This is a genomic window from uncultured Sulfitobacter sp., assembly GCF_947500075.1.
Taxonomy (GTDB): domain Bacteria; phylum Pseudomonadota; class Alphaproteobacteria; order Rhodobacterales; family Rhodobacteraceae; genus Sulfitobacter.
This window is the reverse complement of record NZ_CANMQS010000010.1, coordinates 25,118-45,056: the sequence shown is the minus strand read 5'-3', so window position 1 is coordinate 45,056 and position 19,939 is coordinate 25,118. Positions and strand designations below refer to the sequence as shown.

General features: G+C 59.8%; 16 protein-coding genes. 7 read left to right on the top strand and 9 right to left on the bottom strand.

Annotated features, from left to right (window positions below; all coding sequences use genetic code 11):
* Positions 1 to 78: 78 nt before the first annotated feature.
* From Q1A91_RS21710 to Q1A91_RS21695, 4 genes are all read right to left on the bottom strand, one after another.
* On the bottom strand, positions 79 to 3,300 hold the full coding sequence (locus tag Q1A91_RS21710) for a CHASE domain-containing protein (RefSeq protein ID WP_299882565.1): 3,222 nt from the start codon (positions 3,298 to 3,300) through the stop codon (positions 79 to 81).
* Between the two features lie 272 nt (positions 3,301 to 3,572).
* Positions 3,573 to 4,589, bottom strand: coding sequence for an ABC transporter substrate-binding protein (locus Q1A91_RS21705; protein ID WP_299882563.1), 1,017 nt, complete (start codon positions 4,587 to 4,589; stop codon positions 3,573 to 3,575).
* Complete coding sequence (locus Q1A91_RS21700) at positions 4,568 to 5,932, bottom strand: sensor histidine kinase (protein ID WP_299882561.1); 1,365 nt, start codon at positions 5,930 to 5,932, stop codon at positions 4,568 to 4,570. Before Q1A91_RS21700 ends, Q1A91_RS21705 begins: the two co-directional genes overlap by 22 nt.
* Positions 5,925 to 6,590: a response regulator transcription factor gene (locus Q1A91_RS21695; protein ID WP_299882559.1), complete on the bottom strand. Its 666-nt coding sequence runs from the start codon at positions 6,588 to 6,590 to the stop codon at positions 5,925 to 5,927. The genes Q1A91_RS21700 and Q1A91_RS21695 overlap by 8 nt, the downstream gene beginning before the upstream one ends.
* A gap of 120 nt (positions 6,591 to 6,710) precedes the next feature.
* Here Q1A91_RS21695 and Q1A91_RS21690 point away from each other — a divergent pair, with 120 nt between their 5' ends.
* The 6 genes from Q1A91_RS21690 to Q1A91_RS21665 all read left to right on the top strand — a co-directional run bounded on the left by Q1A91_RS21690 (position 6,711) and on the right by Q1A91_RS21665 (position 14,112).
* On the top strand, positions 6,711 to 7,697 hold the full coding sequence (locus Q1A91_RS21690) for a tripartite tricarboxylate transporter substrate binding protein (RefSeq protein WP_299882557.1): 987 nt from the start codon (positions 6,711 to 6,713) through the stop codon (positions 7,695 to 7,697).
* A 67-nt stretch (positions 7,698 to 7,764) separates the two neighbouring features.
* Entirely contained in the window at positions 7,765 to 8,247 is a 483-nt protein-coding gene (locus tag Q1A91_RS21685) for a tripartite tricarboxylate transporter TctB family protein (RefSeq protein WP_299882555.1), read from the top strand.
* A 1-nt stretch (position 8,248) separates the two neighbouring features.
* The gene (locus tag Q1A91_RS21680) at positions 8,249 to 9,763 is read left to right on the top strand and encodes a tripartite tricarboxylate transporter permease (protein WP_299882553.1); all 1,515 of its coding nucleotides are present in this window, start codon (positions 8,249 to 8,251) and stop codon (positions 9,761 to 9,763) included.
* A 299-nt stretch (positions 9,764 to 10,062) separates the two neighbouring features.
* Positions 10,063 to 11,010: an ABC transporter substrate-binding protein gene (locus Q1A91_RS21675; RefSeq protein ID WP_299882551.1), complete on the top strand. Its 948-nt coding sequence runs from the start codon at positions 10,063 to 10,065 to the stop codon at positions 11,008 to 11,010.
* 97 nt (positions 11,011 to 11,107) lie between these two features.
* On the top strand, positions 11,108 to 12,124 hold the full coding sequence (locus tag Q1A91_RS21670) for a glycine betaine/L-proline ABC transporter ATP-binding protein (protein ID WP_299882549.1): 1,017 nt from the start codon (positions 11,108 to 11,110) through the stop codon (positions 12,122 to 12,124).
* A complete protein-coding gene (locus Q1A91_RS21665) occupies positions 12,124 to 14,112 on the top strand; it encodes a proline/glycine betaine ABC transporter permease (RefSeq protein ID WP_299882547.1) in 1,989 nt (662 codons plus the stop codon). Before Q1A91_RS21670 ends, Q1A91_RS21665 begins: the two co-directional genes overlap by 1 nt.
* A gap of 148 nt (positions 14,113 to 14,260) precedes the next feature.
* Here Q1A91_RS21665 and Q1A91_RS21660 read toward each other — a convergent pair whose 3' ends face one another.
* Entirely contained in the window at positions 14,261 to 15,193 is a 933-nt protein-coding gene (locus Q1A91_RS21660; protein ID WP_299882545.1) for a LysR family transcriptional regulator, read from the bottom strand.
* Positions 15,194 to 15,295: 102 nt separating this feature from the next.
* Here Q1A91_RS21660 and Q1A91_RS21655 point away from each other — a divergent pair, with 102 nt between their 5' ends.
* A complete protein-coding gene (locus Q1A91_RS21655; protein WP_299882641.1) occupies positions 15,296 to 16,279 on the top strand; it encodes a sterol desaturase family protein in 984 nt (327 codons plus the stop codon).
* Positions 16,280 to 16,288: 9 nt separating this feature from the next.
* Here the strand turns inward: Q1A91_RS21655 and Q1A91_RS21650 are convergent, their stop codons facing one another.
* The 4 genes from Q1A91_RS21650 to Q1A91_RS21635 are packed head-to-tail and all read right to left on the bottom strand — an operon-like array spanning position 16,289 to position 19,927.
* Positions 16,289 to 17,059, bottom strand: a complete 771-nt coding sequence (locus Q1A91_RS21650) for a hypothetical protein (protein ID WP_299882543.1) — start codon at positions 17,057 to 17,059, stop codon at positions 16,289 to 16,291.
* Positions 17,059 to 18,372 (bottom strand): TRAP transporter large permease, encoded by a 1,314-nt coding sequence (locus tag Q1A91_RS21645; RefSeq protein ID WP_299882541.1) that lies wholly within the window; start codon positions 18,370 to 18,372, stop codon positions 17,059 to 17,061. The genes Q1A91_RS21650 and Q1A91_RS21645 overlap by 1 nt, the downstream gene beginning before the upstream one ends.
* Positions 18,372 to 18,926: a TRAP transporter small permease gene (locus Q1A91_RS21640; RefSeq protein ID WP_299882540.1), complete on the bottom strand. Its 555-nt coding sequence runs from the start codon at positions 18,924 to 18,926 to the stop codon at positions 18,372 to 18,374. The genes Q1A91_RS21645 and Q1A91_RS21640 overlap by 1 nt, the downstream gene beginning before the upstream one ends.
* A complete protein-coding gene (locus tag Q1A91_RS21635) occupies positions 18,926 to 19,927 on the bottom strand; it encodes a TRAP transporter substrate-binding protein (protein ID WP_299882538.1) in 1,002 nt (333 codons plus the stop codon). Before Q1A91_RS21635 ends, Q1A91_RS21640 begins: the two co-directional genes overlap by 1 nt.
* Between the last annotated feature and the right edge of the window lie 12 nt (positions 19,928 to 19,939).

Genomic DNA, 19,939 nt, shown 5'->3' with positions numbered 1-19,939 from the left:
GTATTTGTCCACTACCTCGCAAATGAAGGTGTCACGATTATGGTCTTTTTAGGAAATCTGTTACGAACAGCGCAGCGCTCACGAGGCGCGGGCCGTCCGTCCTGCCACACAGGCTGCGATGGTTGAAAGCTCTGTCCGGGATTTCACCAGATTGGCAAAGAGCCGGTCATCCCCACGCACATCGGAATCTGCGGACAGCCCCAACACGCGCACATCCGGGAACCGCTCGAAAATCTCATCCAGCAGCAACTCGCCGTTTCCATCGGGCAGTGACCAGTCAATGATCACCACGTCCAGTTCGCTGGCGGACATCACGTCGCGTGCGCGGGCCATGGTATCGACATGCACAATGTCGGCCACATCCCGCAGGCCTGATTGCAGAATTTCCGCAAAATCCAGATCGTCCTCAAGATGCAGAACACGCAGCTTTTTCTTGGCATGCGCCTGATCTTCCGGGATCGCGCGGGCCGGTACGGATTTCAGCACGGTGCGGGCAATCGGATAGGTGAACCAGAAGACGGTGACGCCATTGGCAACGCTCTTGAACCCGATCTGCCCGTTGTGGCGGTTGATGATCTGCCGCGTGATGTTCAGACCCAGACCGGTGCCGCCCTTGGCCCGCGTGTCTGACCCATCAGCCTGCGAGAAGGCCTGAAAAATGCGCGACTTGAAGCTTTCAGGCACGCCGACGCCAGTGTTCTGCACATAGACAATCGCCAGATTGTCCAGTCGCTCCGTCTTGATCAGGATTTCCGTCTTCTCAAAGGAGTATTTGCAGGCGTTGGAAATAAGGTTGGCCAATACCTGACGGGTACGGCCGGGATCGGCATGCACCATCACGGGCGCTTCGGGCACATCAACGACAAGGGTGTTCTCATGCGTCTCGGCGAAGGGCGACATCTCCTGCACGGCATCTTCGATGATCTGAACCATGTCGATGTTTTCATATTCGAACTTCACATCCCCGGAGGAGATTTTCTCAAGATCGAGAATGTCGTTCACAATTGTCGTCAGCCTGTCGGTATTGGTCCGCGCAATTTCAATCAGACGCTCGCTGGCCGGGGTCAGACCGCTGGCGTCAGACGCAGCGATCAGGCCCAGCGCCCCTTTGATTGAGGTCAGCGGTGTCCGCAATTCGTGACTGACCGTCGAGACGAATTCATTCTTGATCTGATCAAGTTTCTTTTGATCCGTGATGTCGTTGATCTGGGCGATGAACATGTTCCGCCCTTCGTTCTTGTCATAGGCCCATGACAGGTTGAAGAGCCCCCACCGCTCAAACCCGTCTTTGTGAAGGATGCGATGTTCCCCCTGATAGGAGGTCTGTGAATTGTCGTGCACCAATGTGGCCACGTTTTCTTCCAACGCGGCCAAATCACCCGATTCCATCATATCAGACAAGCGCGCCGCACCTGCGGTCAGATCCCGTTCGGCCCAGCCACACAGGGTGCTGAAGGCGCCGTTCACATCCGTGAACTTCCAGTTCTCATCCATCAGCGCCATGCCGACGGGCGCTGCCGCCAGCACGCGGCGGAACCGCTTTTCGCTGACTTCCAGCGCATTGCGGGAGTGTCGCAAACTGGTGATGTCGGTCTGGGCGCCGATCATCCGCGTGGCCGTTCCGGCAGCATCCCGTGCCACGACCACCGCATCAGAGCGCATCCAGCGCCACTCGTTCTCTCCGAACTTCACCCGGTACTCTGCGATGGAGCGTTCGGTGGTGCCGTCAATTGCACCCCGGTCGGCCTCTCGCATGATCTCGCGATCATCGGGGTGGATGCGTTGCAAGAACATCCGCTGCGTCTCTAACCCGTTGCAGCCCGGACCATAGCCCATCAACTCACACCAGGTATCCGAGACATCAGAAGTGCCATCGACCAGATTGACATCAAAGACACCGATCCGCGCCCCTTCGAGGGCCTGATCATAAAGCCGCTTCGTGCGCCGAAGTTCTTTCTGGGCTTCCTGCTCTGCTGTCAGATCCCGCACAATCGCGGTGGTGCGTGTCGCGCCATCAAAGGTCAGCCAGTCGTTGCACTGCACGTCCAGCACCAGACGCTCCCCCTGCTTGGTCAGACCCGAAGCGTTGTAGGGTTCCGTGCTTGCCGCGTCGTGGAAGAACTTGATGAACTGGTCAAATTCCAACCCGCCCATCTCGGCAAGCTCATAGCCAAAGCACGACAGCGCTGCCTGATTGGCGAAAATCACTTTCTTCTGATCGTCCAGAATGAAAACCGCTGTGACCGCATTCTCAACGATCGACCGGTTTTCCTCCTCCCGCGCACTGACCTGGCGGGCGCGCATCGCGGCAACCTCGCTCAGCGCTTCGCTGCGGATGCGCAGGTTCCGCATGGAGAACAGCAGCATCGCTGTCGACAAGACACCGACGATCAGGATCGCCAGCGGCACAAGTGTGCGATAGCCGCTCTCAAACGCCGGGGTGCTTTGATAGACAAGGGTCCAGTTCCGACCGAATGAATCGATCATATAGGTTGAGGTATACATCGGCCTTTCGGCCGCCGGATCAGGCACCTGACTGCCATAGATCAGGTTTTCAGGGTCTGCGACATCGCCGTCATAGACGCTCATGTGAAAGACGCGGCCCTCGTTCGGGGTGATCGCGGACAACAGGTTGCGGCCAATGAAGGGCGCATAGACCCAGCCGACAAACGTGCCACGCGCGGCCTCTTCCGCGGGGGCGTTCCGATCCTTGCGGAAAAGCGGACGCAGCAGCAGGAAACCCGGTTCCTTCATCTCATCCTGCACAAGCAGGATGCGTGGCGTCATCTGCGGCTCGCCGGTCTCGCGCGCGCGGATCGCAGCTTCGCGCCGCCCCTGCTCAAACGTGATGTCGAGCCCAAGGGCTTCCTTGTTTGGCTCATGGGGTGAGATCCGGCTGATGATAAACCGCTCCCCGCCTTCTGTTTCGGGTCTGATTGTCAGCCGGGTTTCACCAAGCGCCAGCATCTCGTCCAGAAACGCTTGCTCTTGGGCGCGCAGCACAGGTTCGATCAGGCCAATCCCGTTGATCCCCGGCAGAAACTGATCAATTTCAAGCGTTTCAACATAGCCGTTGAAATCCGCGACGGTCACACGCTCTGACGCGCTCAGGAAGGCTGCCGCACCATTGAGGCTCTGGAGATAGGTGCGCATGCGGTTGCGCACGGCGTCGACACTTTCGTCGGTCACGCTCAGGAAATCGTCCCGCGCCGTATCGTTGTAGTTGTTTACGCTATTGGCAAACAAACCCACCGTCACGGTCAGGCAAATCGCAATCAGAAAGAGCTCAAACCTGCGCAAAATGCGTCGCCTCTTTAATCGCCGCGAGGCCCAAACGCCCCGGCACCCACCTCATTTGGCTGATAAATGAGGCAAAATTTCGTTGGTTCCATTTTAGGTTGAGAATTTGACCACGTCCACAGATGAATAAGGGGCCTCAATGCGTAAGCCTTCGTAGGGTCAGGGTTTTTGATGTTTTTGCAACGGTTCGAGCCGGAATGTGACCGCATCGCCGCGCTGTGCCAATCGGGTGGCTAAATCAGACCATTGTACTGCGCCAAATAGGACACGCCCTAAGGCCCCTGGATGATCGCACTTTCCCATTCGCGAATGAATGTCTTGCGCTTGAGTTGATCCAGATAGGTGATCAATGCAGGCTCCAACGCGATTGTCGACGGCAAGGCTTCTCCTGTCGCACCTGCCAGCGGCGGCAGGGCGTAGCCCTCCTCTCCGGCGTCTGCGGATTGCAAGGCGAGGACGTGGCGCAAGAAATCAACCGCGGGTCCCGGCACCTTGGTCCGTTCCGCGACAAAAACGGTGCGCATCATCGTCGTTGGAAAATCCACGGGCTGGATGATCTCGATCTGCCCGCCAAGATCACCCCGCGCCGCCGCGTAGCTGCCCAGAACATTATACGCCACCAGCAGGCGCCCCGCCGCGACGTCTTCGATCATCTCGCCCGAGCAACAATAAAGCCGCGCCTCCAACGCGCCCATCACTTCGGTCAGCCGCCAGAACGTCTCTGACGCGCGGGCATCCTGTGTGGCAAAGAGATAGCCCAGCCCGGAGGCGCGGATATCGTAGGTTCCGACCCGTCCCCGAAAGGTCTCCGGTGCCGCGCGCAGAACGCGGATCAACCCTTGCCGGGTTGTCGGTAGCTCCTGCCCGGCAAAGGCTGCGCGGTTCAGGACAAACGCCGCAGCCTCCGTCGTGAAGGCAAACAGGCTCTGGCGCCATTGCGCCCTTGGCGGATGGCTGACGTCCTCAAGCCGCAGGGCGAAACCGTCATTTGCCAGCTTCAGCTGCAAATCCATGGCACTTGAGATCACAACGTCATAACCGTCCGGATCGGCACGGAAGTATGTGTCCAGCGACGCGGTGCTTGTCACCAGATACTCCACCTCCACCCCCGGATAGCGGGCCAGAAAGCTCTGCAATACAGGTTCAAACAGGGCAATATCCGTGCTGGACAGCACCCGCAGTGGTGTGGCCTGTGCGGCACCCGACGCAAAGACCTGCCGTTCTTCCCAATCCTGTGCTGCCGCCGTGACAGCCCAGACGGCGAGAATCAAAGAGACAATGAAACGCATGCGCCGCCTTTCGGATCGTTGCCCAAGACAAGCCTGCCGCCATGCGCCACAGCCACATCCTGCGCGATGGTCAGCCCCAGTCCGGACCCGATGATCCCCGCTGCATTGCTGCCCCGCGCAAACCGCGTCGGCAGTCTTGCCATGTCCGCCTGCGGGAACCCCGGCCCTTCATCGCGCACGTCTATCGTGGGTGTGGGGCCAGCCTTCACGGTAATGTCGATGGCCCCGTCCCCCGGCGAGTATTTCAGCGCGTTATCAATGAGGTTGCGCACGGCGTTTTGCAACAGGATCGCATCCCCTGCGTATGGCACGACCGCGTCGCCATGCACGCGCAATGTGATGTCCTTCATATCCGCCACCGGGGTCAGCCCCTGCACCAGATCCTGCACCAGATCGACCAGATCAAGCGGCTGCCGGTCCAGATGATCCGCCCGAAAGGTGATCATCGCATGGTCGAGCAATTGTCCAGCCGCCCGGCTGCTTTCATCAATCGCCCGCACCATGGAGCGCAACGCCTGCCGGTTCTCTTCCTTGTCCACACGCTGCAATGTCGTCTCTGCATAGGACCGCACGGTGGTGAGCGGCGTGCGCACCCGGTGGGCCGCTTCGGCGATGAAATCCTCCGACTGTCGCAGCGAATGGTCCAGCCGCCCCATCAGCGAATTCAGGGAGGAGACCAGCGGCACCATTTCAGAGGGCACTGGGCGCGACACCGGGCTGAGGTCCTGCGGGCCGCGCTGCATCACGGACCGGGTGAGGCGTTGCAAGGGACCGATGGTGGCGGATGTGGCCCAGAACGACAACGCCACCGCGAGCAGGAAGAACCCCGCCCCAAAAAGCGCGACGTTGCGGCCGATCTCCGTCAATGTGCCTGAGAGGCTGTCTTGCGTTTGCGCGACGGACACGGTGATGTCCGTGCGCAGCTCCGCCCCGATCATGCGGCGCGAGGCGGTTGCGATGCGAACGGGTGCCCCTGAAACCGATCCTGTGTCAAAGGAGACATCGCCCGGCGTGGCCGCCGCCTTGGGCAAGGTATCATACCCGGAAAGCAGCGTATCATCCTGATAAATCGCATAGAATATGCGATCATCAGCCGGTGTGCTGAGCATGGAAAACGCCGCATAGGGAAAGTCCACTTCCACCTGCCCATCGCGCACAACCGCCGCATCGAGGATGGAGGTCACTGATGCCCCCAAAACGTTGTCCTGTCCCTGTTGCGCGATTTGTGCGGCATAGGTGCGGGCAATCAGATAAAGCAGGACCGCAAGCACCGCAGCCCCACCAATGAGGGTTGCCGTCAGGCGGCTGCGCAGGGATCCCGAGATCTGAACCGCGTCAGCCATGATCCAGCCTGTATCCCAATCCGCGGTGTGTGGTGATGCTCACCTCGGACCCGCCCAAATGCTTGCGCAGCCGCGCGATATAGACCTCAATCGCGTTTTCCGACACATCATCGTCGTAGGAGAACAGCCGGTCGACCAGCTTTTGCTTTGGAAAGATCTGGCCCGGCGCGTTGATCAGGATCTCCAGTAGGCGCAACTCCTTGTTGCGCAGGCTGACGTCCCTGCCCCGGACGGTCAACTGTCCCGCAACGGGATCAAAAGCCACATCACCGAGCTGCATCACCGTCTGCGCGGAGCCCGCATTGCGCCGCAGCACCGCCCGGCAGCGCGCCTGCAATTCGGCATGGTCAAAGGGCTTGGTCACGTAATCATCCGCACCCAGATCAAGAATGCTGATTCTGTCAGAAACCTGTGACCGCGCGGTCAGAACAATCACCGGCGTGTCCTTTTTCCCCGCCCGGTGGCGGCGCAGGAAGTCGCGGCCGTCCCCATCCGGCAGCATGATATCCAGCAGGATCAGATCGTATTCTCCAGTCTCCGAGAAGGCGATCGCATCTTCGATTTTTTCTGCATGATCAATAATATGCCCGTCGATCTTCATGCGGGTCATAACCGCCTGAGCCAGATCAAGATTGTCTTCGATCAGCAGGAATTTCATCTCGGGATACGCTCTTTTTCAAACCCGGCGCCTGTGTGACAGGTCCATGTCAGCTTGGAGTGGTGTTCTGCCCCTCAACTGATCCGTGCAAAGCGGACGGTTGTCAAATGGGAGGACATCATGACGACTTTGAAACTGGGCCGACGGGCCCTTATGGCGGCTGCTGTGGCAGCATTTGGTTTTGGCACACCGGCCCTCGCCGATGGGCATCAGGTGCTCGATTCCGTCCACTTCCTGATCCCCGGCGGGGCTGGCGGCGGCTGGGATGGCACGGCCCGCGGCACAGGCGAGGCGCTGACAGGCGCTGGACTTGTGGGCACTGCATCCTTTGAGAACATGTCAGGCGGGGGTGGCGGCAAGGCCATCGGCTATCTGATCGAGAACGCGGAAAGCAACCATGGCACGCTGATGGTGAACTCCACCCCCATCGTGATCCGCTCGCTCACGGGTGTGTTCCCGCATAACTTCCGCGATCTGACGCTGGTCGCAGGCACCATCGGTGACTATGCCGCCATCGTTGTGGGCAAGGACAGCGAGCTGAACTCCATGGCGGACCTGCTGGCGGCTTTTGATGCCGATCCGTCCGGCACGGCTGTGGGCGGCGGGTCTGTCCCCGGTGGCATGGATCACCTCGTGGCAGCGATGGTGATGGAAGCGGCAGGCAAGGACGCACTGGCGGTCAAATACATCCCCTACGACGCGGGCGGCAAAGCCATGGCAGCCCTGCTGTCAGGCGAAATCGCGGCACTGTCCACCGGCTTCTCCGAAGCGGTCGATCTGGCCAATGCGGGCGAAGTGAAGATCATCGGCGTCACCTCAGCCGAGCGCGTGGACGCCGCACCGGACGCCATGACCATGAAAGAGCAAGGGATCGATACGACCTTTGTCAACTGGCGCGGTTTCTTCGGTGCGCCGGGTCTGCCCGCAGACAAGCTGGCCATGTATCAGGACGCCATTGCGAAAATGTATGACACGCCGGAATGGGAAGCCGTCCGGGCGCGCAATGGCTGGGTGAACATCCACAACTCGGGCGATGACTTCAAAACCTTCCTCGAAGGTCAGGAACAGGTCATCGGCGACCTGATGAAAAAGCTCGGTTTTCTCTAAGGAAACCTTGAGTGGCAGAGCGGCGTGCCCGCTCTGCCATCACGTATTTGCTTTGGGGGGATAGGCAATGGCGCTGGATCGCTGGATCGCATTGATATTATTGGGGATATGCCTTGCCTATGGCTATGCGGCATGGTTCACGATGGATGCAAACCTTGCGCCTTTCATGCGCCGCAATCCGATCTGGCCCAGCACCTTTCCCAAGGTTCTGTCCATCCTGGGCATTCTCGCCTCGCTGATCATCCTGCTGGGGCTGGAGAAGGGCGAAGCCAAGATTGGCGACATAGATTACCGCCGCCTTGGGGATTACCACATCGGACAGGCGCTGATCCTGCTGGGGCTGATGGTCGCTTACGCGCTGTGCCTGCGCCCGCTGGGGTTCCTGTTTTCCACGGCAGCCTTTCTGATCCTCGGATCGTTCGTTCTGGGAGAGCGGAAGTGGCACATCATGATCCCGGTGTCGCTGCTGGCCACATTCATCGTGTGGTATCTGGTGCAGGAGGTGCTGGGCATCTTCCTGCGGCCATTGCCATTTTTCATGGGGGTTTGAGATGCTTGAAGGACTGCTGATCGGCCTGCAAACGGCCCTATCGTTTCAAAACCTCGCCATGGTCATCGGCGGATGCCTGATCGGGACATTCATCGGCATGCTGCCGGGGCTGGGCCCGATGTCAATCATCGCGATCATGATCCCGGTGGCGATTTCCCTTGGCGATGCCTCCGCCGCGCTGATCCTGCTTGCAGGCGTGTATTACGGCGCGATCTTTGGCGGCTCGACCTCCTCCATCCTGCTGAACGCGCCGGGGGTCGCGGGCACGGTCGCAAGCAGTTTTGACGGATTTCCCATGGCCAAACAGGGCAAGGCCGGCAAGGCGCTGACCATTGCGGCTGTGGCCAGTTTCTGCGGTGGCACAATCGGCGCGCTGCTCTTGATGATCTTCGCCCCTGCCCTGTCGTCAGTCGCCCTGCTGTTTCATTCGGCCGAGTATTTTGCGCTGATGGTCGTTGGCCTGTCGGCCATTGCGGCCTTTGCAGGCACAGGACAGGTGGCCAAGGCACTGATGATGACCATCCTCGGCCTGATCATGGCCACTGTGGGGGAAGGTGCGCTGTTCAATCTGCCCCGCTTCACCATGGGGATCATGGACCTTCAGTCTGGCTTTGGGTTCATCACCCTCGCCATGGCGATGTTCGCCCTGCCCGAGGCCTTGTTCCTGGTGCTGAACCCACCCAAAATCAACAAGGGTGACGACGGCAAGATCAAGGATCTGCGTATTTCGCGGGCGGAGGCAAAAGCCATCGCGCCCGTCATCGGAAGACAGTCCATTCAAGGCTTCTTCATCGGCGTGCTTCCAGGTGCGGGTGCCACCATTGCCAGCTTCCTCGGCTATGCCGTGGAGCGCAACATCGCCACAAAGGTGGAGCAGGAAGAATTCGGCAAAGGCTCAATCAAGGGTCTGGCCGCACCGGAAACAGCCAATAACGCGGCCTGCACCGGCTCCTTCGTGCCGCTGCTTACGCTCGGCATTCCCGGATCGGGAACAACAGCGATTCTGTTGGGGGCGTTGATTGCCCTCAACGTGACACCGGGCCCGCGTCTGATGATTGATGAGCCGCAGGTCTTCTGGGCCGTGATCATGTCGATGTTCATCGGCAATCTGGTCCTGCTGATCCTCAACCTGCCCTTGATCCCCTACATCGCAAAGGTGCTGTCGATTCCCCGCAACTATCTGATACCGTTCATTCTGTTCTTCACACTGATGGGCGCCTATATCGGCCAGAACAACGCGACAGAGCTACTGTTGCTCGTCGGGTTCGGCATTTGCGCGACAGCACTGCGGTTTGCCGACTACCCTCTTGCCCCGCTGCTGATCGGTTTCATTCTGGGTGGCATGCTGGAGGACAATTTCTCCCGCTCGATGCAGCTTTATGATGGCATTGGATTCATCTGGGAGCGTCCGATGACCCTCGGGCTGCTGGTGATTGCGCTTTTGCTGGTTGTCCTGCCCAGTTATCGGGCACGGCGCGCACGCCTGCGGCAGGCCGGTGTGGCTGACGGCGATTGAGCGAACTCTAATACCCTGACAACAAAACAGATTAAAACCATCGGCGCGCGTTTGGGCAACGCGCGCCCGCCTGTTTTTCTTGAGTAATCCGTGAGCAGATCCGCAATTTCATCGCCTGCGCATGAAATAGAAACGCACCGCCTCAAGAAAAAAACTTGATTGTTAGGAAAATCGTGCAAGACTGGAGAAGTGGACCTCGGCAACCGGTTTCGCCCACGTGAAACAGCTTCAGACCGCAAGGATGCGGCGGCCGCCACAAGCCAGCGACGCCAACAGGTCGCACCAACAGGGAGAATATGATGAACCGATTTACAACAGCATTGGCCACCGGGGTCCTTGCCCTCGCCCCTCTTTCGGCCTTGGCCGCAGACAGCAGCGATCCCATTGTGATCCCTGTGCACAACTGGTCTTCGCAGATCGTGATGTCCAATGTCGTGGGCCAGATCTTTGAGGAGATGGGCAACAACGTCGAATATGTGACCACGGACAGCCAGGCGGTCTACGAATCCGTCCGCCTTGGCGACGTGACGCTTGAACTGGAAGTCTGGGAAGGCGCCTTTGGTGCATCCTTCCGCGCGGCTCTGGAAAAGGGCGGCCTGCATGACGCTGGCGACCACAACGCCGTCACCCGCGAAGACTGGTGGTATCCGATGTGGACCAAGGAAGCCTGCCCCGGCCTGCCAAGCTGGGAAGCGCTGAACGATTGCGCCGCAGTTTTCGCCACCGCAGAGACTGGCGACAAGGGCCGCTATCTGGACGGTCCGGTTGACTGGCTCAAGCATGGTCAGGAACGTGTCGAAGCGCTGGGTATGGACTTCGTCGTGGTGAACGCAGGCTCCGCCGCAGCCCTCTGGGCTGAGATTGGCGCCGCGGAAGCGGACAAACGCCCCGTGGTGGTTTTCAACTGGACACCCAACTTTGCCGAAGCCGTCTGGCCCGGTGAATTTGTGGAGTTCCCTGAGTGGGTTGACGGCTGTGACAAAGACCCGGCTGTGGGTCCCAACCCGGATGCGCTTTATGACTGTGGCAACCCGGCCAAGGGCTACCTCAAGAAAGCCGCGTGGGATGGGATGGAAGAGAAGTGGCCAGCAGCCTACGCCACACTGACCAAGATCTCCTTCACCAACGCGCAGATTGCTGAGATGGCCAAGCTGGTCGACATCGACGAGATGGAGCCCGAAGAAGCAGCCGAAGCGTGGCTGGAAGACAACGCGGATGTTTGGCAGCCCTGGTTGGGCAACTCCTAAGCCACCCGCGTAGACATGTTCGACCGCCCGCCCCGAAGAAGTTCTGGGCGGGCGTTTTTTCCACCGATGTGCTAGATCGGTGCAGGGGAGCCATTCAATGACCGAAACGCCCGTAATTTCCTGCAAGAATGTCTGGAAAATCTTCGGTCCCGACCCGGCCGCATACATCAAACAGATGCCGCAGGATCACAGCTTTGATGCGATCCGGGCAGATGGATACATCGCCGGTGTCAAGGACGTCTCTATTGAGGTGGGGCGCGGCGAGATGCTGGTCATCATGGGGCTTTCCGGCTCCGGCAAATCCACGCTTGTGCGGTGCTTCTCCCGCCTGCACGACATCACCGGCGGCACGATTGAGGTCGAAGGTCAGGACATCATGCAACTGTCCGAGAAAGAACTGATCGAGTTGCGGCGCAACAAGATGGGCATGGTGTTTCAGAGCTTTGGCCTGCTGCCGCACCGCACGGTGCTGGAAAACGTGGCCTTCCCGCTGGAGATGCGCGGGCAGGACAAACATGAACGCCGGGCGCGTGCGATGGAAGTGGTCAAGCTCGTTGGGCTTGAGGGCCGGGAGGAATACTTCCCCCGCGAACTCTCAGGCGGTCAGCAGCAGCGCGTGGGCATCGCCCGGTCGCTGGCGATTGAGCCTGATATCTGGTTTCTGGATGAACCCTTCTCCGCCCTTGATCCGCTGATCCGGCGTGAGATGCAGGACGAATTCCTGCGCCTTCAGGACATGCTGGGCAAGACCATCGTGTTCATCACCCACGATTTTGACGAAGCCCTGCGGCTGGCAGACCGCATCGCCATCATGAAAGACGGCGCGGTGGAGCAGTGCGACACACCCGATCAGATCGTGCTGCACCCGGCCACGGAATACGTCCGCAAATTCACCGAAGAGATCGACAAGGCCCGCGTGGTCCACGCCGGTGTGCTGGCAAGCCCTGACAACAAAGGCGAAGGCGAACCGGTGGATGCAGGCGCCACCATTCAGGAATTGGCCAAACTGCTGGTGCATGACACCCGCGATGTCATTCCCGTGGCCAAGCAAGGTCAGGTGATCGGCGGTATGGAGCGTCAGGCCGGTTTGACCATTCTGCTGGAGACAGGCTGATGGCCGACGCGACAGAGGTTCACGGCAATATCTCCCCCGGCTTTGGCGGCCTGTCGCGCAGCAAGGCCGCGCTGGTGCTTGTCGCCGTTGCGGTTGCGCTCACCCTGCTGCGCTATGCGGGCCTGCTACCAGACGCATTGTTTCGCGTCCCCGAAGCAATGGTGCCCCCCTTTGCGATCTGGCTGGATGCGATTTTCAATTTCGTTAAGGATGATCTGGGCCTGCTTGCCGTCACCCGAACCCTGACCGAAGGGCTGGAATGGATACTGGACGCCACGGCGAACCTGCTTTTTGGCAAACGACGCTGGCCGAACCTTGGCCCCATCCCGTGGACCTCCATCGCAGCCGTTGCCGCCGTGATCGGGTATTATCTGGGCGGCTGGCGCATGGCGCTGCTGGCGGGCGGTACCTTTGTCTGGACCGCGCTGATCGGCCAGTGGAAAATCGCGATGGAGACGATGTCTGTCCTCGTCGTGGCCGCCCCGCTCGCCTTTGTCATTGGTCTGACGCTGGGCATTCTGGCGTGGCGCAAGCCCTGGGTGAACCGGGCGCTCAAACCGATCCTGTCGGTCCTCCAAACCCTGCCCTTTTTCACCTACCTGCTGCCTGCGGTGATCTTTTTCAAAGTGGGCCCCACCGCGGGCGCTGTGGCCACGACGATCTATGCCATTCCGCCGATGATCCTGATGACCACGCTGGGATTGCAAAAGGTCTCACCAGAAGTGGTTGAGGCAGGTGAAATGAGCGGATGCAGCCGCTGGCAGTTGCTGCGCCACGTCTACATCCCTTCCGCCCGCACAGAGATATTGGTGGGCGTCAATCAGGTCATCATGTTGTGTCTGGCGATGGTCGTTTTGACCGCCTTCATCGGCATGCCCGGACTTGGCGCCAAGCTGCTGGCGATGATGGGCAGCTTCAAACTGGGCCGGTCGTTTGAGATTGGTGTCACGATTGTATTGCTTGCCGTGACGCTCGACCGGATGTCGAAAGCCTGGGTGGTGAAACAGCCCGAGCATTTCGAGAAAGGCACGCCATGGTGGAAACGCCATCTCACCCTGGTGCTGGCGGTCGGCCTGTTTGTGTTCTTCATCATCGTGTCGCAATTTGTTGAAGTTGCCGCCACCATCGGGCGGAAACAGAACTTCAGTCAGGGCAAGGAAATCGACACGCTGATCAAGGGGTTCCTGAACATCGACGCCGTGAAAGCCGTAACCGGTTTTCTGCGCGCCTTCCTGAACGTTCAGGTGCTGATCCCCTTCCGCAACTTCCTGCTGTCGATCCCGACCCCCGCCCTGATCCTGCTGGTGACGGCTTTTGCCCTTTGGCTTGGGGGACGCAAACAGGCGATCCTTGCGGCGGTGTTCTTTTCCCTCGTGGCATTGTCGGGCTGGTGGGACCGGTCGGTGATCACCCTCTATTCGGTGATCTCTGCCGTGGCACTTGCGATGATCATCGGCCTGCCGCTGGGCATCTGGGCTGCACGGACAGAGAGATGGTCAAAACGTATTCTGCTGGTCTGTGACACGGCCCAGACCTTCCCCAGCTTTGTCTATCTGATCCCGGCGATCATGTTGTTCGGCATTACGGACATTGCGGTCATCTTCTCGATCCTGATTTTCGCCATGGTGCCGCTGACCCGCTACACCATTGAAGGACTGCGGTCCGTGCCTGAGGAAATGACAGAAGCGGCGGATATGTCGGGGGCCACGCGTATGCAGAAGCTGATCAACGTGCAATTGCCGTTGGCCTTGCCGACAATGGCGGTGGGGTTCAATCAGGCGATCATGTTTGCCTTCTTCATGGTGATCATCGCGGCCTTCATCGGGACGCAGGATCTGGGTCAGGAGTTGCAGCGCACCCTTGCGGGAACGGATCTGGGCAAGAACTTCGTTCTGGGGATTTGTGTGTCGCTGATGGCGCTGACGTTTGATCTGACCATCCTGAAATGGGCGTCAGACCAGAAGAAGGCGCTGGGATTGGGGGATTGATCCTTTCCTGAGGATCGCGCTGGTGGAAAGGTGCCGCCGCCACGCAGGGCGGCGGGATGAGGGCTGTCTGCCCTCATACTCCCGAGGTTTTTTGAACCATTTGGAAGCAGGGATTGGCCGGGAGGTGTCGGGATACGCTATAGTCAGATCATCTGGGTGCCGGCGGCACGATACATTGCGCCCGCCCCGTTCTGGCGAAATGGCGGCGGCAGCCATCAGCAAATACCTGTACAATCCGGCGGGGCGCGGACCTGTCGTAGCCAATGGCAAGGGTGAGTGGCGGCAGGTCGTCCGTGATGGGTCGTTCCACCACTTTGGCACCTGAATAGCTCTCCGACGTGAGCGGGCGCATGTTCAGGATCGCGCAGCCCCGTCCGGCAGCGACGAGGCTGCGGACCATCTCGGTTGAGTTTGCATAGGCCACGACAGGCGCTTGCCGCGCGCCCGGCTCAAAAAGCCCTTCATAGTAGGAGGCGGCGACGGGACGGTTGAGGACGACCAGCGGCTCCCGCGCGATCTGCGCCATTGTGATGCTGGGGTGCGCAGCCAAAGGGTGGGTTGCAGGCAACAGGCAATAAGGTGGCGCCGTCAGGAGCGTGTCGTAGGTCAGCGCGGGGCGCAGGTCCTCTGTCACAAACAGGATCGCATCATATCTACCCTCGAGCAGCCCGTCCTGCGCCTGATCGTTGTCGCATTCTTCCAGCTCAAGCGTGACGTCGGTCCCGTGAAGCAGGCAGTTTTCGAGGATCTGGGGCAGAAACGCCGGGGCGATAGGGGCATAATACCCGACCCGCAACGTGCCGCTGAGCGATTGTTTGAGCGCAGCGCCTTCTGCCAGCAGAGAGCGATACTCCTCCAGCAGACGCGCGCATTTGCGTGCGACTTCGCGCCCGCTCGCATTGGCCTGAATGCCCCGTGCGCGTTGCCGGGTGACGAGCGTCAGACCAAACTCCGCTTCAACCTGATCAATCGCCGTCGCAATGGCAGATGCTGCGATATTCAACTCTGCCGCGGCTTTGGCGATATTGCCGTGGCGCAGGGCGGTGGTGAAATAGGCCATAGCCTTGAGCGTGAGCGCCATTGCCTACCTCTGCTTGTCCGATTTTGTTTATCTATTTATACTATTTTTGCCATGAAGCCATCCATGTCAGACTGAAACCATCGCAACCCCATGAGGTTCATCATGTCCGACGCGCCGCTCAAAGGCTGGAACCATGTTCCTGATATACCGCTTCAGGTCTCGCCGTTCTTTCAATGGCCGCCCCGTCCGATGCAGATGGTGGCATGGCTCTGGAGCTCGTGGTTCTTCATTACGGAACGGCTGATCGTCGTCGCCATCGCCTGTATCTCCTTTTACTGGTTTCAGCCGCCGCTGGCGGAGACAAGGACGCTGGCCTTTGGCTGGATCGCTGAGATGTTTGTGCGCAATGTGGTTTTGATGAGCCTCGTTGCCGGTGGATTGCATCTGTATTTCTACACGTTCACAAAACAGGGACAGGCGTTGAAATATGACGCGCGGCCGCTGATGAAAAACGGGCGGCAGTTCACCCTGGGCGGGCAGATCAGGGACAACATGTTCTGGACAATTGCCAGCGGTGTGACCATCTGGACGGCCTATGAGGTATTGATGTTCTGGGCGCTCGCCAATGGGGTCGCGCCGATGCTGACCTGGGCCGCCTCCCCTGTCTGGTTCATCGCCCTGTTCTTGCTGATACCTGTTTGGGAGAGTTTCTATTTCTACTGGATCCACCGCTTCCTGCACATCCCGTTCCTGTACAAACACGTTCATGCCCTGCATCACCGCAACATCAATGTGGGCCCCTGGTCAGGCATGGCGATGCACCCGGTTGAGCATCTGATCTTCCTCGGCTCGGTCCTGATCCACTTTGTTGTTGCGGCCCACCCGATCCATATCCTGTTCCATTTGCAATACTACGCGCTGACCGCAGCCACCACGCATACCGGATTTGAGGGTATGGTGGTCAAGGACAAGAACCGCCTGAAGCTGGGCACGTTCCACCACCAGATGCACCACCGGTATTTTGAGTGTAACTATGGCTCGCTTGAGCTGCCCTGGGACAAGTGGTTCGGGTCGTTCCACGACGGGACGGCCGCATCGGATGCAAAGATCAGGGAACGGCGCAAGCGGTTGACGAACGGGAGTTGATCACTGCCCTCAGCCCCGCGACATGGCTTCAAATCGGTCCCGCCAGTGATGGGCCTGTTGCCACGCGTCAAACGTCCCGGCGTCAAGGTCATCCCAGGTCCGGGCTTGGGAGGCGGCCCATGCCAGTGCAAGATTGCATGAAACGGCTGGCATCAACCCTTCGTCCAGCCCGGTCAGGATCGGACCAAGCGTGGCCATGCCCGTTCCCAGCATCAAAACAGCATCTGCATCGGTGTCGGACAGCTGCCGATATGCCGCCAATACGCCAGATCTCGCCATCGCGTAGATCGGGTGAAAGGCCGCCTCTTCGAGGCCTGGCCCCGCCTTTGTGACAACCTCCAGCCCGAAGCTTTCCCAATAGGGGATGCAGGGCCGGTTCAGGGTTTCCGGATAGGGTGTCAGCAATGCAATCCGCCGCGCGCCCAACGCACGCAGGGCTGCCACTGTGGCCAGTGCTGCGGTCAGGAAGGGGACGTGAAAGCGGACCTGCATCCCAGAGACGATCTCAGCCTCGCGCTGTGGGCCGATCAGGTAGGACGCCCCGGTACAGGCGGCTGCGATGCAGGTGAAAGGCGCATTGGCAAAGCGGTTTGTGGTTTCCTCAAAACGGGTTGTGTAATCAACCAGCCGCTCCTCGATCGTGGGTTCTTCGGACACCAGCCGCGCGTTGATCATGGAATGACCGGGGGGCAAAAGTGCCCAAAGTTCCGGCTCAACCGTGGTGTTGGCCTGTGGTGTCAGCACCCCCCACAACCCGTTTTGCCCGTACTCCAGCGCCATCACAGCCACCCCAGAACACCCGGCAGCCACAGGCTGAGAGCGGGAAACAGGATCAGCACGATCAGGCGCACCAGATCGGCCAGAAGGAAGGGCGTCACCCCGCGAAAGATCGTGCGCAACGGCAGATCGCGCGCCATGCCATGCAAGACAAAGACATTGATGCCGATGGGCGGCGTGATCATCCCCAATTCAATCACCACGATGTTGACCACGCCCCACCAGATCGGATCATAGCCAAGTCCGATGACCAGCGGATAGACGAAGGGCAGCGTCAGGACCATCGCGGCGATGGTGTCAAAGATCGACCCGAGGATCAGGAAAAACACCATCAGCAGCGCGATCACAGCAAGTGGGGGCAGACCCATCGCTTCGATCCAGGCGACAATCGCGGCCGGAAGTCCGGACAAGGTGGCGAAATAGGAAAACACCGATGCGCCGATGATGATGACAAAGATCAGACCGGTGTTTGATGCGGTATCACCAAGGCTTGCCAGAAAGCTCCGCCCCGTCAGGCGGCGGCGGACCAGCGAGATGACCAACGCCATTGATGCGCCAACCGCGGCGGCTTCGGTCACGGTAAAGATGCCTGAATAGATCCCGCCGGAGACGGAGACCGCCAGCAGTACAACCGCCCAGCTGTTGCGCACCTCACGGCGGCGTTGCCGCCAGTTCAGCCGCTCCCCCCGCGGCGCGGTTTCGGGGTAGAGGCGCACAACAATGGCAATCGCCACGAAGTAAAAGACAACCGCCAGGATACCGGGGATCACAGCCGCGAGGAACAGGGCGATGATCGAATTCTCGGTAAGGATCGCATAGAGGATCATCACCACAGACGGCGGCACGATCATGCCAAGGGTCCCGCCAGATGCAATTGCGCCCGCAGCCAGCGACCGCGCATAGCCGCGTTCGATCATTTGCGGCAGCGCAATCCGCGCCATGGTCGCGGCCGTTGCAACCGAAGACCCGCATATCGCCCCAAAACCCGCGCAGGTGCCAATGGTGGCAAAGATCAACCCACCGCGTCGATGGCCCAGAAAGGCATAGGCAAGCCGGTAGAGTTCATCCGACAGGCCCCCAGCATGCGCAAGGTTCCCCATCAGCAGAAAGAGCGCAATGACCGCCAGCCCCTCGGCAGACATTGCCGATGACGGCTCTGTCGCCAGAAGGGTCAAGGCGGGGCCAAAGCCGATGATCAACCCGGTGCCCGCGACACCCACAACCCCCATCGCAATGCCGACAGGCACTTGCAGGACGATCAGCAGAAACATCGCGCCAAGCCCCAGCAGCCCGGTCGTCAAGGGATCACTGACCATCAGGTGCCACCGCCCAGCGTTTCTATTTCTGCCGTCGCCAATCCTTCATGGCTTGCCGCGTTATCTGACAGGGCGGCCCGCACCCAACTTAGAAAGACATAGAACTGCACCGGGACGCAGGTCGCCATTATCGCCGTTGTCACCCACCACCATGGCGCCAGCGGAATGCCGATCGTGCGCGTTGTGCGCCCTGCCTCCGCGTATTTCCCCGTCAACTTCACGAATTGCCACGCGAGGATCGCAAAGAACACCAGCACCACAAAGGCCGCGAAGGCTTCCAGCCACGCATTGAGCCGCGATCCCCCCACCTTGCCAAACACCCGCACGGTGACGTTGGTCTGGCGCAGCAGACCCGCAGGAAAGCAGCTTGCGATGACCAGCGGGTACACGACCTCTCCATAGTCCTTGAGCCCATGAATGCGCGGCGCGTTCAGATAGCGCGCGCCGCCGTCATAGAAGATAAGGAACGCCACGCCCACCAGCCCGGCAAAGCCGATCAGGGCCACGGCCTGCGTGATCCGGTCAAGGCGTTGGGCGGTGGCGGACGGCCCCATTACATGGCGCCGCGCATCTCAGCCAACGCAGCAACTGCTGCGTCATACACAGCCTGCCCGTTGGGTGTCGCCTCAATCCAGGCCTGATGCACGCCCTCTGCCGCCTCAGCCCATTGTGCCAATTGATCATCGGAGTATTCGACAATCTCGATCCGGCCTTCATCGACGATGCCCGCGCGGATGTCCTCACCCACCGCCGTATAGGCACCGCCGCCCATTTCAGCCATGGCCATGCCACCATGCGCCATCATCTTGTCCTGCGCCTCGGGTGGGAGGGCATCCCATTTGGACTTGTTCATCAGCAGCAGAAACGGGATTGCACCTGCGGGAACCGAATGCGCCTGATCGACCAGCGGCAGGGATTTGAAGGTCCGCATGCCCGTCCAGCCCTGCACCGCCCCATCCAGCGTACCGCGGTTGAGCGCTTCGTTCATCTCAGCAGAGCTGAGGGTTTCGGATGCCGCGCCGAGGCTTTCCAGCCATGATGCGTGAATGCCGCCCACAGCGCGGATTTTCATGTTCTGAAGGCCAGACAGATCATCGGCTTTGGTTTTTAGGAACAGCGCATTTGGCTCGGCTGCAAAAAAGCCGATGACATGCACACCGTCAAAACCGGTCAGCAGGCCCTGCTCATGCAGTTTCCAACCCACGACGCTTGCCTCATCCGCTGTGCGGAACAGGAACGGCAGCTCAAACACGCCCATTTCAGGGAATTGCCCGGCGGTATAGGAGGGCAGCACCCAGCTGACGTCCATCACACCATTCTGCACCAGTTCGAATTGCTTGAACGGTGATTTTCCAAGGGTGCCGCCCCAGAACCCTTGCAAGCGGACACTGTCGGTTTCGGCACTGACCGCGTCCATCCAGGGTTTGATCACACGGGCCACACCGACCGATTGTTCGGGCACAAACGTCCCGATCTTTACAAGGTCCTGCGCACTGGCTGGAAGGCCGGCAAGCGCGACCGCAGCGGCCGCCAAAACTGTCTTGAAGTGTTTCATCCTATACTCCTT

Coding starts and splice junctions, on each gene's coding strand:
- Q1A91_RS21705 (WP_299882563.1), bottom strand. CDS start 4,589: ATGCGTTTCATTGTCTCTTTGATTCTCGCCGTCTGGGCTGTCACGGCG.
- Q1A91_RS21700 (WP_299882561.1), bottom strand. CDS start 5,932: ATGGCTGACGCGGTTCAGATCTCGGGATCCCTGCGCAGCCGCCTGACG.
- Q1A91_RS21695 (WP_299882559.1), bottom strand. CDS start 6,590: ATGAAATTCCTGCTGATCGAAGACAATCTTGATCTGGCTCAGGCGGTT.
- Q1A91_RS21690 (WP_299882557.1), top strand. CDS start 6,711: ATGACGACTTTGAAACTGGGCCGACGGGCCCTTATGGCGGCTGCTGTG.
- Q1A91_RS21685 (WP_299882555.1), top strand. CDS start 7,765: ATGGCGCTGGATCGCTGGATCGCATTGATATTATTGGGGATATGCCTT.
- Q1A91_RS21680 (WP_299882553.1), top strand. CDS start 8,249: ATGCTTGAAGGACTGCTGATCGGCCTGCAAACGGCCCTATCGTTTCAA.
- Q1A91_RS21675 (WP_299882551.1), top strand. CDS start 10,063: ATGAACCGATTTACAACAGCATTGGCCACCGGGGTCCTTGCCCTCGCC.
- Q1A91_RS21670 (WP_299882549.1), top strand. CDS start 11,108: ATGACCGAAACGCCCGTAATTTCCTGCAAGAATGTCTGGAAAATCTTC.
- Q1A91_RS21665 (WP_299882547.1), top strand. CDS start 12,124: ATGGCCGACGCGACAGAGGTTCACGGCAATATCTCCCCCGGCTTTGGC.
- Q1A91_RS21660 (WP_299882545.1), bottom strand. CDS start 15,193: ATGGCGCTCACGCTCAAGGCTATGGCCTATTTCACCACCGCCCTGCGC.
- Q1A91_RS21655 (WP_299882641.1), top strand. CDS start 15,296: ATGTCCGACGCGCCGCTCAAAGGCTGGAACCATGTTCCTGATATACCG.
- Q1A91_RS21650 (WP_299882543.1), bottom strand. CDS start 17,059: ATGGCGCTGGAGTACGGGCAAAACGGGTTGTGGGGGGTGCTGACACCA.
- Q1A91_RS21645 (WP_299882541.1), bottom strand. CDS start 18,372: ATGGTCAGTGATCCCTTGACGACCGGGCTGCTGGGGCTTGGCGCGATG.
- Q1A91_RS21640 (WP_299882540.1), bottom strand. CDS start 18,926: ATGGGGCCGTCCGCCACCGCCCAACGCCTTGACCGGATCACGCAGGCC.
- Q1A91_RS21635 (WP_299882538.1), bottom strand. CDS start 19,927: ATGAAACACTTCAAGACAGTTTTGGCGGCCGCTGCGGTCGCGCTTGCC.